The 15,638-nt window shown below is 71.4% G+C and carries 11 protein-coding genes; 7 read left to right on the forward strand and 4 right to left on the reverse strand.

All coding sequences use genetic code 11. From position 1 onward, the window contains the following. Nucleotides 1-12: 12 nt before the first annotated feature. Nucleotides 13-2,121 (reverse strand): hypothetical protein, encoded by a 2,109-nt coding sequence (locus tag ACN9M0_RS09565; protein WP_426403422.1) that lies wholly within the window; start codon nt 2,119-2,121, stop codon nt 13-15. Nucleotides 2,122-2,425: 304 nt separating this feature from the next. Here ACN9M0_RS09565 and ACN9M0_RS09570 point away from each other — a divergent pair, with 304 nt between their 5' ends. From ACN9M0_RS09570 to ACN9M0_RS09595, 6 genes are all read left to right on the forward strand, one after another. Then, nucleotides 2,426-3,934 carry a leucyl aminopeptidase gene (locus ACN9M0_RS09570; RefSeq protein ID WP_366040253.1) on the forward strand — a complete coding sequence of 503 codons (1,509 nt, stop codon included), beginning with the start codon at nt 2,426-2,428 and terminating at the stop codon, nt 3,932-3,934. A 310-nt stretch (nt 3,935-4,244) separates the two neighbouring features. After that, nucleotides 4,245-5,633 carry a dihydrolipoyl dehydrogenase gene (gene lpdA, locus ACN9M0_RS09575; RefSeq protein WP_366040254.1) on the forward strand — a complete coding sequence of 463 codons (1,389 nt, stop codon included), beginning with the start codon at nt 4,245-4,247 and terminating at the stop codon, nt 5,631-5,633. A 62-nt stretch (nt 5,634-5,695) separates the two neighbouring features. Continuing rightward, nucleotides 5,696-7,447 carry a 2-oxoglutarate dehydrogenase, E2 component, dihydrolipoamide succinyltransferase gene (gene sucB / locus ACN9M0_RS09580; protein ID WP_426403423.1) on the forward strand — a complete coding sequence of 584 codons (1,752 nt, stop codon included), beginning with the start codon at nt 5,696-5,698 and terminating at the stop codon, nt 7,445-7,447. A 118-nt stretch (nt 7,448-7,565) separates the two neighbouring features. After that, nucleotides 7,566-8,189, forward strand: a complete 624-nt coding sequence (locus ACN9M0_RS09585; protein WP_366040256.1) for a GntR family transcriptional regulator — start codon at nt 7,566-7,568, stop codon at nt 8,187-8,189. A 301-nt stretch (nt 8,190-8,490) separates the two neighbouring features. Next, nucleotides 8,491-11,196, forward strand: coding sequence for a pyruvate dehydrogenase (acetyl-transferring), homodimeric type (gene aceE / locus ACN9M0_RS09590; protein WP_366040257.1), 2,706 nt, complete (start codon nt 8,491-8,493; stop codon nt 11,194-11,196). An 81-nt stretch (nt 11,197-11,277) separates the two neighbouring features. Further along, the gene (locus ACN9M0_RS09595; RefSeq protein WP_426403424.1) at nt 11,278-12,240 is read left to right on the forward strand and encodes a helix-turn-helix transcriptional regulator; all 963 of its coding nucleotides are present in this window, start codon (nt 11,278-11,280) and stop codon (nt 12,238-12,240) included. 71 nt (nt 12,241-12,311) lie between these two features. Here the strand turns inward: ACN9M0_RS09595 and ACN9M0_RS09600 are convergent, their stop codons facing one another. Then, nucleotides 12,312-13,232 carry an SDR family oxidoreductase gene (locus tag ACN9M0_RS09600; RefSeq protein WP_366038079.1) on the reverse strand — a complete coding sequence of 307 codons (921 nt, stop codon included), beginning with the start codon at nt 13,230-13,232 and terminating at the stop codon, nt 12,312-12,314. 99 nt (nt 13,233-13,331) lie between these two features. Here ACN9M0_RS09600 and ACN9M0_RS09605 point away from each other — a divergent pair, with 99 nt between their 5' ends. Continuing rightward, the gene (locus tag ACN9M0_RS09605; RefSeq protein ID WP_366038087.1) at nt 13,332-13,853 is read left to right on the forward strand and encodes a DUF4240 domain-containing protein; all 522 of its coding nucleotides are present in this window, start codon (nt 13,332-13,334) and stop codon (nt 13,851-13,853) included. Nucleotides 13,854-13,892: 39 nt separating this feature from the next. Here the strand turns inward: ACN9M0_RS09605 and ACN9M0_RS09610 are convergent, their stop codons facing one another. Together ACN9M0_RS09610 and ACN9M0_RS09615 are read right to left on the reverse strand one after the other, a co-directional pair. Next, nucleotides 13,893-14,726, reverse strand: a complete 834-nt coding sequence (locus tag ACN9M0_RS09610) for an SDR family NAD(P)-dependent oxidoreductase (protein WP_426403425.1) — start codon at nt 14,724-14,726, stop codon at nt 13,893-13,895. Continuing rightward, the gene (locus tag ACN9M0_RS09615; protein WP_426403426.1) at nt 14,726-15,520 is read right to left on the reverse strand and encodes an SDR family NAD(P)-dependent oxidoreductase; all 795 of its coding nucleotides are present in this window, start codon (nt 15,518-15,520) and stop codon (nt 14,726-14,728) included. The genes ACN9M0_RS09610 and ACN9M0_RS09615 overlap by 1 nt, the downstream gene beginning before the upstream one ends. Between the last annotated feature and the right edge of the window lie 118 nt (nt 15,521-15,638).

Here is a 15,638-nt window from a genome sequence, read left to right on the forward strand (position 1 = left end):
AGGACGTGCTGGTCAGGCGGTCGGGAGCGTGAGTGTGACGGCGGTCTGGAGCAGTTCGGGCGTGGTCCAGGCGGAGCGGGTGCCCGCGTAGGGCGCCCCGAAGGTGGTCGTGCCGAGGAGGAGCTGCTTGCGGGTGCCCTCGGGGGCGGTGACGGGCACGGTGACGCCGGAGGGCGCCTTGACGGTGACCGTGGTGCCGATGCGGTAGGCGGTGACCTTTCCGGCGGCGACGGCCTGGTCCCAGGCGGCGCGGCGGTTCAGTTCGGTGCCGACGTCCTTCTGGGCCGGGTTCACCAGGGGCGCGTTCGCCGCGAACAGGGCCCGGTAGTCGGCGAGTACGCGGTCGAGGACCGGGTAGAGGAGGCGTTCCTCGGCGAGGTTGGACTGGTGCACGTAGTGCGGCCGGGGGTCGTTGCCCAGGACGTGGGAGAGGGCGGTGCGGGCTTCCTGCGGCACGATGTGGTCGGCGTAGCCGGTGGCCGTGGGGAGCGGGGCGGGCAGGCAGGTGGAGGCCGCGTTGGACTCGCAGATGCCGCTGCCGCCGTCGGCGCGGGAGGTGTAGATCCAGTTGTACTCGTCGGTCATCTCGGCGGCGGTGCCCACGTTGTAGTACACGTTCATCGGGTGGCGGGGCACGGTCTTCACGGTGCCGGTGCCGACGGGGCGCTGCTGGGGCTCGCGGGAGTTGTCGCTCCCGGTCCACTTCACGCCGTTGTCGGCGAGGGCGCCGGCGAGGTTGGGATTGTCGACGGGCTGCTGGGGCAGGGTCTTGAGGCCGGAGTGCTCGCCGGTGACGAGTTCGGAGCGGTCGACGGAGATGCCCTTGCCGACGGCCCAGTTGTAGTTGTTGCGGATCTGGCCGGAGATCTCGGAGCGGCTGACCCAGAGGGTGTTGCCGGCGGTGTCCCTGGCGCACTGCCAGGGGACGACGGCGTTGTCCTGGACGCAGCCGAGGAAGGGGTGGGTGTAGGTGTGGTTGATCCAGCGGTACTGGGCGCGGTCGGCGACGAGCCGGTCGGTGAGCGGGTCGGTGCCGCCGTGCTCGGTCTTCCACTGCTCGCCCTGGCCGCCGTTGTAGACCATGTCGAGGGTGAAGCCGGAGGCCTTCTGCCAGGCGGCGGCGTACTGGGCGTCGGCGGACGTCATGCGGATCGGGTTCACGCCCTCGCCGTCGTCGCCGACGCAGTCGAAGTCGCCGGGGGTGCAGTCGAGCGTGGGGTCCCAGCGGGCGTCGGGTGCGAAGACGTCGTCGACGTGGACGGAGAGGTAGTTGCGGCTCTGCCCGAGGTGGACGCCCTGGGTGAGCCAGTCGACGATGCCGCGGGCGAGGGCGCGGAACTGTCGCTGGTACTGGTTGTAGGCGAAGGTCACGACGAGTTCGCGGCGCCCGTCGCTGGCGTACTCGCCGACGAGGCTGGCCCGGCCGCCGCCGGCGCCGTCGACGGGGATGTCGAGAAAGCTGGTGTAGCCGGCGCGGGGGCGGCCCGCGTAGCCGTAGCTCTCGGCGATCGAGGGGTCGTTGTCCTCGAAGGTGAGCGCTCCGGCGAGGTAACGGAAGGGGCCCGTCCGGCCGGCGGCGGTGACGCCGGCCGTGGTCCCGTCGAGGACGCCGGACCAGCCGCCCTGGTCGGTGTAGTCGAGGCCGACGCCGGGGTGCGACCAGGTGTAGGCGTCGACCTGCGGGATCCCGAAGGTCCGCTCGTACGCGTGGAGGGCGGTGGCCTCGGCGGAGTCGGGGCCGAAGGCGCTCTCGTGGGGCAGGACGACGCCCTGGTACTTGGCGCGGGGCCGCCCGTCGACCGTGTCGCTGAGGAAGGCCGTGTCGAGCACCGGCCGGTTCGGGTCGTTGAGGTCGATCCTGCGGTACGGGACGCCCGAGCCCTTCAGCTCGGCGGTGATCGCGCCGACCGCGCTGCCGCCGTCGTCGACGACGAGGACGGTGAGGTCCACGCGGGGCGCGGTCGCGGCGACCGCCTGCGCGGAGGGGACGACGGTGGCGAGCAGCGCGGCGGCGGCGAGGGCCGCGATCTTGCCCGTACGAGGACCGGTACGGGGCGCGGTGCGGGCGCCGGCCGCGGTGCGGGGCGCGGTTCTGGGCGTACGGATTCGGCCGGAGTCCATGGCTGGTGTCCCCCCTCGACGGGCCCCGCCCGAACCGGCAGGACGCGTGGAGATGTCGCAGATGAGGCGAAGGACGGTGTGTCGTCCTTGCGTGAATGAGGCGAGTGTGACCGGACGACAGGGGCCGGAAGGGTAAACATGAAAGAGACACCACGGATGAGTGAATCACCGCCGCCGTGAGCGAACCGGGTGAGCGAGCGTAGGCTCGTTCTCGGCGCTCTCCGGGCCGAAATACGATGCGGCGGGCACGGTCGGCCCACCCTTCGACCGCCACAGAACTCAATGGAAGCGAGATTTCACCACCGTGACTGCTCTCACTCTCAGCACTGCCGGCGCGGCGACGCTGCGCGCCGACGCCCTCGTCGTCGGCGTCGCGAAGTCCGGGAAGACGCTGGTCGTCGCCTCGGGCGCCGAGGCCGTCGACAAGGCCTTCGACGGCCGGCTCGCCGCCGTCCTGGAGACCCTGGGCGCCTCGGGTGCCGAAGGTGAGGCGACGAAGCTGCCCGCCCCCGCCGGTCTCAAGGCCCCCGTCGTCCTGGCCGTCGGCCTGGGCGCTGCCCCCGAGGACGGCGAGTCCTTCGGCGCGGAGACCCTGCGTCGCGCCGCCGGCACCGCCGCCCGCACCCTGACCGGCACGAAGAAGGCCGCGTTCGCGCTGCCGATCGCCGCCGCCGAGGACGCCGCCGCCATCGCGGAGGGCGCCCTGCTCGGCGCGTACGCCTACACGGCGTACCAGGAGAACGGCAAGGACGCGAAGAAGCCCCTCGCCGAGGTGGCCCTGCTCGGCGCCAAGCCGCGCGACAAGGCCTACAAGGCCGCCGCGGAGCGCGCCCAGGCCGTCGCCGAGGAGATCAACCGCGCCCGCGACCTGATCAACCAGCCGCCGAACGACCTGACGCCGGCCGCCTTCGCCGCCGCCGCCCAGGCCGCCGGCAAGGAGCACGGCCTCAAGGTCCAGGTCCTCGACGAGAAGGCGCTCGCCAAGGGCGGCTTCGGCGGCATCCTCGGCGTCGGCGTCGGCTCCGTGAACCCGCCGCGCCTGGTCCGGATCGCCTACACCCACCCGAAGGCGGAGAAGACCCTCGCCCTGGTCGGCAAGGGCATCACCTACGACTCGGGCGGCATCTCCCTGAAGCCGGCCGGCCACAACGAGACGATGAAGTGCGACATGAGCGGCGCCGCCGCCGTGTTCTCGTCCGTCGTCGCCGCGGCCCGCCTCGGCCTGGAGGTCAACGTCACGGGCTGGCTCGCCCTCGCGGAGAACATGCCGTCCGGCTCCGCCACCCGCCCGGGTGACGTCCTTCGCATGTACAGCGGCAAGACCGTCGAGGTCCTGAACACCGACGCCGAGGGCCGGCTCGTCCTCGCCGACGCGCTGACCAAGGCCTCCGAGGAGCACCCGGACGCGATCGTCGACGTGGCGACGCTGACCGGCGCGATGGTCCTGGCGCTCGGCGACCGCACCTTCGGCATCATGGCCAACGACGACGACTACCGGACCGCGATCCACGAGATCGCCGAGGAGGTCGGCGAGCAGTCCTGGCCGATGCCGCTCCCCGCGGACCTGCGCAAGACCATGGACTCCCCCACCGCCGACATGGCCAACATGGGCGTCCGGATGGGCGGCGGCCTGGTCGCCGGTCTCTTCCTCCAGGAGTTCGTGGGCGAGGGCATCACCTGGGCCCACCTGGACATCGCGGGCCCGGCCTTCCACGAGGGCGCCCCGTACGGCTACACCCCGAAGGGCGGCACCGGCTCCTCGGTCCGCACCCTGGTGAAGCTGGCCGAGCGCACGGCGGCCGGCGAGCTCTGAGCGGCACGGGTGTGACGGGAGGCCCCGGGAGCTTCGGCTCCCGGGGCCTCCCCCTGTTCGCCGCGACGTTCCCCTCCGACTGTTCGCCGGCGACGAAATCCGTAGCTTCGTACGCCGCCGTGACCCCGCCGTACGGACGATCGGCCGTCTCAGACCACGGCCCCGCGTCCCGTCGCCCGTCAACAAGTGCGAAGATGGGTTCTCGGCAGGACAGGGCCCCCACCACAGGGCCGAAATAAAGCGGCCGGACACCAGCCGCCGCCAGGTCGAGGACGACCGGCGACGAGCGCACATGCATGGAGGACGTGACGTGGCGAACGACGCCAGCACCGTTTTCGACCTAGTGATCCTCGGCGGCGGTAGCGGCGGTTACGCCGCGGCGCTGCGCGGAGCGCAGCTGGGCCTGGACGTCGCACTGATCGAGAAGAACAAGCTCGGCGGCACCTGCCTGCACAACGGCTGCATCCCGACGAAGGCGCTGCTGCACGCCGGCGAGGTCGCCGACCAGGCGCGCGAGGCGGAGCAGTTCGGTGTCAAGGCCTCTTTCGAGGGCATCGACATCAAGGCCGTGCACAAGTACAAGGACGACGTGATCTCGGGCCTGTACAAGGGCCTGCAGGGTCTCGTCGCCTCCCGCAAGGTGACGTACATCGAGGGCACCGGCCACCTGTCCTCCCCGACGTCCGTCGACGTGGACGGCCGTCGCGTCGAGGGTCGTCACATCCTCCTGGCCACCGGTTCCGTGCCGAAGTCGCTGCCGGGCCTGGAGATCGACGGCAACCGGATCATCTCCTCGGACCACGCGCTGACCCTGGACCGGGTCCCGGAGTCCGCGATCATCCTCGGCGGCGGCGTCATCGGCGTCGAGTTCGCCTCCGCGTGGAAGTCCTTCGGCACCGACGTCACGGTGATCGAGGGCCTGAAGCACCTCGTCCCGGTCGAGGACGAGAACAGCTCGAAGCTTCTTGAGCGCGCGTTCCGCAAGCGCGGCATCAAGTTCAACCTCGGCACCTTCTTCCAGTCCGCCGAGTACACCGACAACGGCGTCAAGGTCACCCTGGCCGACGGCAAGACCTTCGAGGCCGAGGTCCTCCTGGTCGCCATCGGCCGGGGCCCGGTCTCCGCCGGTCTCGGCTACGAGGAGCAGGGCGTCGCGATGGACCGCGGCTACGTCCTGGCCGACGAGTACATGCGTACCAACGTGCCGACGATCTCGGCCGTGGGCGACCTCGTCCCGACGCTCCAGCTCGCGCACGTCGGCTTCGCCGAGGGCATCCTCGTCGCGGAGCGCCTGGCCGGTCTGAAGACCGTCCCGATCGACTACGACGGCGTGCCGCGGGTGACGTACTGCCACCCCGAGGTCGCCTCCGTCGGCATCACCGAGGCCAAGGCCAAGGAGATCTACGGCGCGGACAAGGTCGTCGCCCTGAAGTACAACCTCGCGGGCAACGGCAAGAGCAAGATCCTCAAGACCGCGGGCGAGATCAAGCTCGTCCAGGTCAAGGACGGTGCCGTGGTCGGCGTCCACATGGTCGGTGACCGCATGGGCGAGCAGGTCGGCGAAGCTCAGCTGATCTACAACTGGGAGGCGCTGCCGGCCGAGGTCGCGCAGCTCATCCACGCCCACCCGACGCAGAACGAGGCGCTCGGCGAGGCCCACCTGGCCCTGGCCGGCAAGCCTCTGCACTCCCACGACTGACGCTCACGTCATCACAGGGCGCGACGACCACTTTCCGCAATTCGTTAGGAGCAACTGAAACCATGTCGGTTTCCGTAACCCTGCCGGCGCTCGGCGAGAGCGTCACCGAGGGCACCGTCACCCGCTGGCTCAAGGCCGAGGGCGAGCGTGTCGAGGCCGACGAGCCGCTGCTCGAGGTCTCGACCGACAAGGTCGACACCGAGATCCCCGCCCCCGCCTCGGGCATCCTGGCCTCCATCAAGGTCGCCGAGGACGAGACGGTCGAGGTCGGCGCCGAGCTGGCCATCATCGACGACGGCACCGGCGCCCCGGCCGCTGCCCCGGCCCCCGCCGCCGAGGCCGCTCCGGCCCCGGCCGCCGCCCCGGCCCCCGTGGCCGAGGCCCCGGCCGCTCCGGCTCCGGCTGAGACTGCCGGTGGCGCCGGCGCCACCGGCACGGACGTCGTCCTGCCTGCGCTGGGCGAGTCCGTCACCGAGGGCACCGTCACCCGCTGGCTGAAGTCGGTCGGCGAGACCGTCGAGGCCGACGAGCCGCTGCTCGAGGTCTCCACGGACAAGGTCGACACCGAGATCCCCGCCCCCGCCTCCGGCGTTCTCCTGGAGATCGTCGTCGCCGAGGACGAGACCGCCGAGGTCGGCGCCAAGCTGGCCGTCATCGGCGCCGCGGGTGCGGCTCCGGCCGCCGCTCCGGCTCCGGCCGCCCCGGCCCCCGCCGCCGCTGCCCCGGCCGCTGCCCCGGCTCCGGCTGCCCCGGCCGCTCCGGCTCCGGCCCCCGCGCCGGTGGCCCCGGCCGCCCCGGTCGCCGCTCCGGCTCCGGTCGCCGCCGCCCCGTCCATCGCTCCGGCCGTCGTGACCCCGGTCCCGGCGACCCCCGCGGCCACTCCGGCCGAGGACGGCGCGTACGTGACCCCGCTGGTCCGCAAGCTCGCCACCGAGAACGGTGTCGACCTGGCGTCCGTCAAGGGCTCCGGCGTCGGCGGCCGCATCCGCAAGCAGGACGTCCTCGCGGCCGCCGAGGCCAAGAAGGCCGCCCCGGCCCCCGCCGCCGCCGCTCCGGCCGCCGCGTCGAAGGCCCCGGCCCTCGAGGTCTCCCCGCTGCGCGGTCAGACCGTCAAGATGACCCGCATGCGCAAGGTCATCGGCGACAACATGATGAAGGCGCTGCACGGCCAGGCCCAGCTGTCCTCGGTCGTCGAGGTCGACATCACCAAGCTGATGAAGCTGCGCGGCCGGGCGAAGGACACCTTCGCCGCCCGTGAGGGTGTCAAGCTCTCCCCGATGCCGTTCTTCGTGAAGGCGGCGGCCCAGGCGCTGAAGGCCCACCCGGTCATCAACGCCCGGATCAACGAGGACGAGGGCACGATCACGTACTTCGACTCGGAGAACATCGGCATCGCCGTGGACTCCGAGAAGGGCCTGATGACCCCGGTCATCAAGGGTGCGGGCGACCTGAACATCGCCGGCATCTCCAAGGCCACCGCCGAGCTGGCCGGCAAGGTCCGCGGCAACAAGATCACGCCGGACGAGCTGGCCGGTGCGACCTTCACCATCAGCAACACCGGTTCGCGCGGTGCGCTGTTCGACACGATCATCGTGCCGCCGAACCAGGTCGCCATCCTGGGCATCGGTGCCACGGTCAAGCGTCCGGCCGTCATCGAGACCGCCGAGGGCACCGTCATCGGCGTCCGCGACATGACCTACCTGACGCTGTCCTACGACCACCGTCTGGTGGACGGCGCCGACGCGGCCCGTTACCTGACGGCCGTCAAGGCGATCCTGGAGGCCGGCGAGTTCGAGGTCGACCTCGGTCTCTGATCCGTCCCCCGAGGCGCAACGTAACGAGCCTCACCTGCGGCGCCCCCGTCCGGAAGTGTTTCCGGACGGGGGCGCCGCCGTATTGTCTAAGGGTCAACACTCCCCGAGGAGCCGCTTCATGACCGTCCCCGTCGTCCACTCGCTGCGCGAGCAGATCCGCGAGCACATCGTGGAGGGGATCGTCAGCGGCCGCTGGAAGCCGGGCGAGCGCATCGTGGAGCGTCGGATCGCGACCGAGCTGGAGGTCTCCCAGACCCCGGTCCGTGAGGCGCTGCGCGAGCTGGAGTCGCTGCGGCTGATCGAGTCGGCGCCCAACAAGGGCGTCCGGGTCCGCAACCTCACCGCGGCCGACCTGGAGGAGAGCTACCCCGTACGCGCCGGGCTTGAGCAGATCGCGGCCGAGCTGGCGGCCGGGCGGCTCGCGACGGACTGCTCGGCCCTGGAGCCGCACGTGGCGGCCCTGTACGAGGCGGACGCGGCCGCGGACGGGACGGCGCAGGTCCGGCACACGGTGGCCTTCCACCGGGAGCTGGTGAAGGCGGCCGGGAACGGCGTCCTGCTGCACACCTGGGAGACGCTCGGCATCGAGGTCTTCACCGCCCTCTCGATCCGCTGGCTGGGCACGGTCCAGAAGTCGTACGCGGAGGAGCACCAGGAGCTCGTGGAGGCCTTCCGGCGGGGCGACCCGAACATCGGCGCCCTGGTGAAGGCGCATGTGCTCGGCTGCGCCCCGAGAGCCTGAGCCACGGTTTCACGCACAGTGAGCGGGTCCACCGTCCGGTGGGCCCGCTCATTCGTGCGAGCACCTCCTCAGACAGCCGGTCCCACCTGCGAAAACAGGACAGAAGACGAGGCACCGGGTGCCCTTTTCCCTGGCACCCTGTGCCGACTTTCTCGATCTGAAGAGGTTTTCGCCTTCAACCCTTTGATCGATCATCGATCGCCGGTTTACAGTCTTCGGCGGGCCGCTACCCGGCCCTTCGCCCTGTCCTGCCAGACAAGGCAACCCTTCTCCACCCCCATCTGTCCGGAAGGCGGCGATCATGACCGGTCCCGTAGGCAAGATTCCGAGCGAGCTCGACCAGCTCCCGGACCGTGACACCGAGGAGACCGCCGAGTGGGCGGCCTCCCTGGACGCCGTCACCAAGGCCGCCGGGCCCCACCGGGCCGCCTACCTGATGCGCCGCACGCTCCAGCACGCCGAGGGCGCGGGCCTGGCCCTGCCGAAGCTCCTGGAGACGGACTACGTCAACACCATCCCCACCTCCGCCGAGCCCTCGATCACCGAGCTGGGCGGCGACGAGGAGATGGAGCGGAAGATCACCGCGTGGAACCGCTGGAACGCGGCCGCGATGGTCACCCGCGGCTCCAAGCACGGCGTCGGCGGCCACATCGCCACCTTCGCCTCCGCGGCCTGGCTCTACGAGACGGGCTTCAACCACTTCTTCAAGGGCAAGGAAGCCGACGGTTCCGGCGACCAGCTCTACATCCAGGGCCACGCCTCCCCCGGCATCTACGCCCGCGCGTTCCTGGACGGGCGCCTGAACGAGGCCCACCTCGACAACTTCCGGCAGGAGTCCGGCGGCAACGGCCTGCCCTCCTACCCGCACCCGCGGCGCCTCCCCTGGCTGTGGGAGTTCCCCACCGTCTCCATGGGACTCGGCCCGCTCTCCGCGATCTACCAGGCGCGCTTCAACCGCTACCTGACGAACCGCTCCATCAAGGACGTCTCCGCCTCGCACGTGTGGGCGTTCCTCGGTGACGGCGAGATGGACGAGCCCGAGTCGACCGCGGCCCTCGCCCTGGCGGCCCGCGAGGGTCTGGACAACCTGACCTTCGTCATCAACTGCAACCTGCAGCGCCTCGACGGCCCGGTCCGCGCCAACTTCAAGATCGTGCAGGAGCTGGAGGCCCAGTTCCGCGGCGCCGGCTGGAACGTCGTGAAGTCGCTGTGGGGCAACGCCTGGGACGAGCTGTTCGCGCTCGACACCACCGGCGCCCTCGTCCGCCGCCTCCGCGAGGTGCCGGACGCGCAGGTCCAGACGTACCAGACCCGCGACGCCGCCTACATCCGCCAGGACTTCTTCGGCAAGGACCCGGCGCTCGTCGCGATGGCGCAGCTGCTCAGCGACGACAAGATCCTCGAGTGCTTCCACCTCTCCCGCGGTGGCCACGAGCCGCGCAAGGTGTACGCCGCGTACAAGGCCGCCCTGGAGTTCAAGGGCGCGCCGACGGTCATCCTGGCGCAGACCGTCAAGGGCTTCACCCTGGGTGAGGGCTTCGCGTCGAAGAACGCGAACCACCAGATGAAGAAGCTCACGACGGACGAGTTCAAGAACATGCGTGACCTTCTTGAGCTGCCCATCTCGGACGCGCAGTTCGTCGACGGCCAGGTGCCGTACGGCCACCCCGGCGCCGACTCCCCCGAGGTCCGCTACCTCCAGGAGCGCCGCGCGGCCCTCGGCGGCCCGGCCCCGGCCCGCCGCACCCACGCGCTCGCCCCGCTGCCGGCCCCGGCCGAGAAGGCGTTCGCCGCGTTCGACAAGGGCTCCGGCTCGCAGTCGATGGCCACCACGATGGCGTTCGTGCGACTCATCAAGGACCTGATCCGCGACAAGGAGACCGGCAAGCGCTGGGTCCCGATCGTCCCGGACGAGGCCCGTACCTTCGGTATGGAGTCGCTGTTCCCGTCGCTCGGCATCTACTCGCCGAAGGGCCAGACGTACGAGCCGGTCGACCGCGACCAGCTGATGTACTACAAGGAGGCCGTCAACGGCCAGATCCTGAACGAGGGCATCACCGAGGCCGGCTCGATGGCCGACTTCATCGCCGCTTCCACCGCGTACTCCACGCACGGCGAGGCGATGATCCCCTTCTACATCTTCTACTCGATGTTCGGCTGGCAGCGGACCGCCGACCAGATGTGGCAGCTCGGCGACCAGCTCGGCCGCGGCTTCCTCGTCGGCGCCACCGCGGGCCGTACGACCCTGACCGGTGAGGGCCTGCAGCACGCCGACGGCCACTCGCCGGTGATCGCCGCCACGAACCCGGCGGCGCTGACGTACGACCCGGCGTTCGCCTACGAGGTCGCGGTCATCGTCAAGGAGGGTCTGCGCCGGATGTACGGCGAGGCCGCCGAGGGCGAGGACCAGAACGTCTTCTACTACCTCACCGTCTACAACGAGCCGATGCCGCAGCCGGCCAAGCCGTCCGGCATCGACGAGGGCATCGTCAAGGGCCTCTACCGCTTCAACACGGCCGAGTCGGCCGGCCTGGAGCTGCCCGCGAACGCCTCCCGCATCCAGCTCCTCTCCTCCGGCACGGCCATCCACTGGGCCCTGGAGGCGCAGAAGCTGCTCGCCGCCGAGTGGGGCGTGGCCGCCGACGTGTGGTCCGCGACCTCCTGGACGGAGCTGCGGCGCGACGCCCTGGAGGCGGACGCGGCGCTGCTGCGCGGCGAGGAGCAGGTGCCGTACATCCGCAAGGCCCTCGACGGCATCGACTCCCCGGTCCTCGCGGTCTCCGACTACATGCGCCAGGTCCCGGACCAGATCGCGCAGTGGGTCGAGCAGGACTGGTCCTCGCTGGGCGCCGACGGCTTCGGCCTCTCGGACACCCGCGACGCGGCCCGCCGCCACTTCGGCGTCGACGCCCAGTCGATCGTCGTCGCGGCCCTGGCCCAGCTGGCCCGCCGCGGCGAGGTCCGGGCGACGGCCGTGAAGGAGGCGCGCGAGCGCTACGGCCTGTAAGGGTCCTTGCTTCGCCGCGGGGGTCCCCCCTGCTCGAGCGAAGCCGAGAGCTTGGGGGCGGGCGGCACGCATGATGGGTTCATGCGTGCCGCCCGCCTCATCAAGTTGGTGCTCCTGCTCCAGTCCCGGCCGTCCATGACCGCCGCCGAGCTCGCCGCCGAACTGGAGGTGTCGGAGCGGACCATCACCCGGGACGCCCTCGCGCTCTCCGAGGCGGGGGTGCCGGTCTACGCGGACCGGGGCAGGTCCGGCGGCTACCGTCTCGTCGGCGGGTACCGCACGCGGCTGACCGGTCTCGCCCGCGGTGAGGCGGAGGCGCTGTTCCTGTCGGGGCTGCCGGGCGCGCTGCGGGACATGGGGCTCGAGGACGCGGCCTCGGCGGCCCGGCTCAAGGTGTCGGCGGCGCTGCTGCCCTCGCTGCGGGACGCGCACGAGTCGGCGGCGCGGCGGTTCCATCTGGACGCGCCCGGCTGGTACCAGGAGCCGGAGACGCCGGAGCTGCTCGCGCCGGTGGCGGAGGCGGTGTGGGACGACCGGCGGGTGTCGGCCCGGTACCGGCGCGGGGACGGCGCGGAGGTGGAGCGGGAGCTCGCGCCGTACGGCCTCGTCCTGAAGGCGGGCGTCTGGTACGTGTGCGCGCGCTCGGGCTCCTCCTTCCGTACGTACCGGGTGGACCGGTTCACGGCGGTGGCCGTGGGCGAGGAGCGCTTCGACCGGGACCCGGACTTCGACCTGTCCGTCTTCTGGGAGGAGCGGTCGGCGGAGTTCACCCGCTCCCTGCTCCGTACGGAGGTGGTCGTACGGCTCACGGAGGCGGGCGCCCGCCGGCTGCCGTACGTCACGGACCGGGCGGCCGCCGAGGAGGCCCTGGCGGCGGGGGCCGCCGAGGGCGGCCTGGTGCGGGTCGTCCTCCGGGTGGAGGGCGAGGACGTCGCCTTCTCCCAGCTGCTCGGGCTCGGCCCGGAGGTGGAGGTGCTGGCCCCGGACTCGCTCCGCGCGAAGTTCGCGGATGCGGCCCGGAGCATGGCGGATCTCTACCGGTAGCCGGGGTCTGACCCGGCCTACCGCTAGCCGGGGTCTGACCCGGCCTACCGCTAGCCGGGGTCTGACCGGGCCTACCGGTAGTCGGCCAGGTCCGGCTTCCCGGTCTCGGCCGCGACGAGGAAACCCCAGGCGTCCGGCCGCGAACCGTCCGCGTCCGTGAAGCCGTACTCCTTCGCCAGCAGGCCGCTGGAGAGCGACTGCCCGGTCCAGCGGTGCCGGTCGGGATCGGCGGCGAGGGCGGCGACGGCCCGGCCGACGTAGACCGGTGACTCGGACATGCCGAAGTCGGGGGTCCTCTCGGTGGCGTCGCGCCAGTTCTCCTCGGTGACGCCGAAGCCGCTGAGCATCTGCTCGGACCTGAGCCAGCCGGGGGTGAGGGCGACCGCCGTCCCGCCGTACTCCTCCAGCTCCTTCGCGAGGCCGAAGGCCATCCGGATCGGCGCGTTCTTGGCGAGGTCGTAGTAGAGGTTCTCGCGGTAACGGGTGTTGTTGTACGCGGCGGTGCCGTCGGTCATCTCCACGACGAGGCCGCCGGGGTGACGGATCAGCAGCGGCAGCGCGAGGTGCGAGGTGATGGCGTGCGTCCGCACGCCGAGTTCGAGCATCCTGAGGCCGTTGGCGAGGTCGAGCTCCCAGGTCTTCTTCCCGAAGACGACCAGGTGCTCGCCGCCCCACACGTCGTTGACGAGGACGTCGAGCCGGCCCCGCTCGCGGTCGATCCGGTCGACGAGGGCCCGCACCTGCTCGGGCTCCAGGTGGTCGGTGGGGACGGCGACGCCCTCGCCACCGGCGGCCGTCACCAGTTCGGCGGTCTCCTCGATGGTCTCGGTGGCGCGGCCGACCTCGCTGACCTTCTCGCGGGTGGTGCGCCCCGTGACGTAGACGGTGGCTCCGGCGGCGCCGAGCTGGACGGCGGTGGCCCGTCCGGCGCCCCGGGTGGCCCCGGCGACCAGGCAGATCCGTCCCCGCAGGGGTGTGGTTTCAGTCGTCATGGCCACCAGGCTGACAGGAAAGCACGACACCTTCCGTCCGGATTCATTTCCGACTTTCCGGGTGCGTCGGACTCCCCGAGCCACGATGCTGGAGCCGTGATGGACGAGACCGAGTTCTGGGAGATCATCGACGCCACCCGCGAGGAAGCCGAGGGCGACCCCGAGGAGCAGGCCGATCTGCTCGTGGAGCGGCTGACGCGCCTTGACCCGGACTCGGTGCTCGACTACGCGCGCCATTTCGAGGCCCGCTACAACCGCGCGTACCTCTGGGATCTGTGGGGTGCGGCAGCCGTGCTGTTCGACGGGGCGGGCGACGAGACCTTCGACTCGTTCCGCTGCTGGCTGATCGGCCAGGGCCGGGAGGTGTACGAGGGGGGCGTGCACGATCCGGACGCGCTGGCGGAGCTGCTCGACGAATTCGACGTGGAGATCGACGGGGACGGCGAGGAGATCGGCTTCGCGGCGGACGAGGCGTACGAGCAGCTGACCGGCGCCGAGACCCCCGACCTGGGCATTCCGATGCCGGGCGGGGAGCCGCTGGGCACGCCCTTCGACCTGGAGGACGACGACGTGCTCGCGGCCCGCTTCCCCCGGCTGTGGGAGCGCTTCGGGGCGGTGTAGCGCGGATCCCGGAGGCGGGGCCCCCGGGATCCGTACCGATCAGCCCAGCTGGAGCCGGGGGTTCTCCTGGCCGAGGATCATGTCCGTGCGCGGCTGGAGCGCCGGGAAGAGCTGCTCGGGCTGCGGGATCGCCCAGTACTTGCCCTCCGCGACCATCTCGAAGACCCTCTCCGCGTGCTCCTCGGGCGTGAGCCCGTGCTCGTCGGCGAGGTTCTGCAGCTGCTCGTTGAAGGCGGCGATCTCCGGGGGCTCGGTCTCGCCGGGGCGGGCGGCCTTGAAGATCTCGCTCTTGACCGAGCCGGGCGTCACGACGGACACCTGGATCGGGGCGCCCTTCATCTGCATCTCGTAGTGCAGAGACTCGGTGAGGGCGAGCGTGCCGAACTTGGTGACGCTGTACGGCGCCATCAGCGGGCTGGGCAGCATGCCGCCGACCGAGGAGACGTTGACCACCCAGGCCTTCTCGCCGCGCTCCAGCATGCGCGGGACGAAGGCCCGGATGCCGTTGACGTACCCGCCGATGTTGATCCGGAGCATGGCGTCCCAGCGCGCGGCCGGGATCTCCCAGGAGTAGCCCATGGCCATGATCCCGGCGTTGTTGACGAGCAGGTCGACGGCGCCGTGGCAGGTGTACGCGGTGTCGGCGAGGGCCTCGACCGAGGCGGGGTCGGCGACGTCGGTGACGACGGCGGTGACCTCGGCGCCGGTCGCGGACAGCTCGCCCGCGAACTCGGCGAGCCGCTCGGCGGCGATGTCGGCGAGGACCAGCTTCATGCCGAGTCCGGCGGCGTGCCGGGCGAGGCCGGCGCCGATCCCGGAGGAGGCGCCGGTGATGACGGCCGTACGGCCGCCGAAGACCTCGCGGGCGGTCATCAGAAGTGGGTCCCGCCGTCGACGCGGACCTCGGTGCCGGTGATGAACCTGCCGTCCTCGGAGGCGAGCATCGCGACGACGCCGGCGACGGTCTCGGGGCCGGCGAAGCCCTGGCCGAGGGCGGGGGCGAGCTTCGCGAAGAGGGACCAGTCGGTGTCCTCGGGCAGGCCGGGGCCGGCGGACTGCTTGCTGGCGCCGGAGCCGTCGGTCATGCCGGAGGAGATGGAGCCGGGCTGGACGGCGGTGAAGCGGATGCCCTGCTTGGCGTACTCGGAGGCGAGCGCGTGGGTCATGGACTGTATGCCGCCCTTGCTGGCCGCGTAGGCGGACATGTAGGGGTGGGCGAACATCGCGGAGGTGGAGGAGAAGTTCACGACGGCGGAGCCGTCGCCCTCCAGGAGGGCGGGGATCGCCTCGCGGATCATGAGGAAGGTGCCGGTGAGGTTGACCCGGATCACCTGCTCGAAGGAGTCCAGGCTCGTCTCGTGGGTGTGCGAGGAGCGCAGGATCCCGGCCGCGTTGACCAGGACGTCCAGGCCGCCGAGCGCCTCGACGGCGGCGGCGACGCCGGCCCGTACGGAGGCCTCGTCGGCGACGTTCAGGACGACGGTGGTGAGGCGGTCGGCGGCGTCGCCGGCCTTGGCGACGGTGTCCTTGAGGCCGTCCTCGCTGACGTCGGCGGCGACGACCCGGCCGCCCTCGGCGAGCATGCGCAGGACGGTGGCCTGCCCGATGCCGGAGCCGCCGCCGGTGATGAGGGCGCGGCGTCCTTCGTAACGGGTCAGCTGGTTCATGTCGACAACCTCTCGATGTCAAGCTTTCCGGGGAACGCTGCCACCGTACGCCCGAGTGGCACGTTTTGCCACACCTGCACATCGTGCACCTTCGACACCCGCAGGCGTACGCTTCGTG

Source organism: Streptomyces sp. R-07 (assembly GCF_049913175.1).
In the GTDB taxonomy this organism is placed as follows: Bacteria; Actinomycetota; Actinomycetes; order Streptomycetales; family Streptomycetaceae; genus Streptomyces.

What these genes read in the sequence shown, in the direction of transcription:
- ACN9M0_RS09565 (WP_426403422.1), bottom strand. Translation starts at nt 2,121, where the DNA reads ATGGACTCCGGCCGAATCCGTACGCCCAGAACCGCGCCCCGCACCGCG.
- sucB (WP_426403423.1), top strand. Translation starts at nt 5,696, where the DNA reads ATGTCGGTTTCCGTAACCCTGCCGGCGCTCGGCGAGAGCGTCACCGAG.
- ACN9M0_RS09585 (WP_366040256.1), top strand. Translation starts at nt 7,566, where the DNA reads ATGACCGTCCCCGTCGTCCACTCGCTGCGCGAGCAGATCCGCGAGCAC.
- aceE (WP_366040257.1), top strand. Translation starts at nt 8,491, where the DNA reads ATGACCGGTCCCGTAGGCAAGATTCCGAGCGAGCTCGACCAGCTCCCG.
- ACN9M0_RS09595 (WP_426403424.1), top strand. Translation starts at nt 11,278, where the DNA reads ATGCGTGCCGCCCGCCTCATCAAGTTGGTGCTCCTGCTCCAGTCCCGG.
- ACN9M0_RS09600 (WP_366038079.1), bottom strand. Translation starts at nt 13,232, where the DNA reads ATGACGACTGAAACCACACCCCTGCGGGGACGGATCTGCCTGGTCGCC.
- ACN9M0_RS09605 (WP_366038087.1), top strand. Translation starts at nt 13,332, where the DNA reads ATGGACGAGACCGAGTTCTGGGAGATCATCGACGCCACCCGCGAGGAA.
- ACN9M0_RS09610 (WP_426403425.1), bottom strand. Translation starts at nt 14,726, where the DNA reads ATGACCGCCCGCGAGGTCTTCGGCGGCCGTACGGCCGTCATCACCGGC.
- ACN9M0_RS09615 (WP_426403426.1), bottom strand. Translation starts at nt 15,520, where the DNA reads ATGAACCAGCTGACCCGTTACGAAGGACGCCGCGCCCTCATCACCGGC.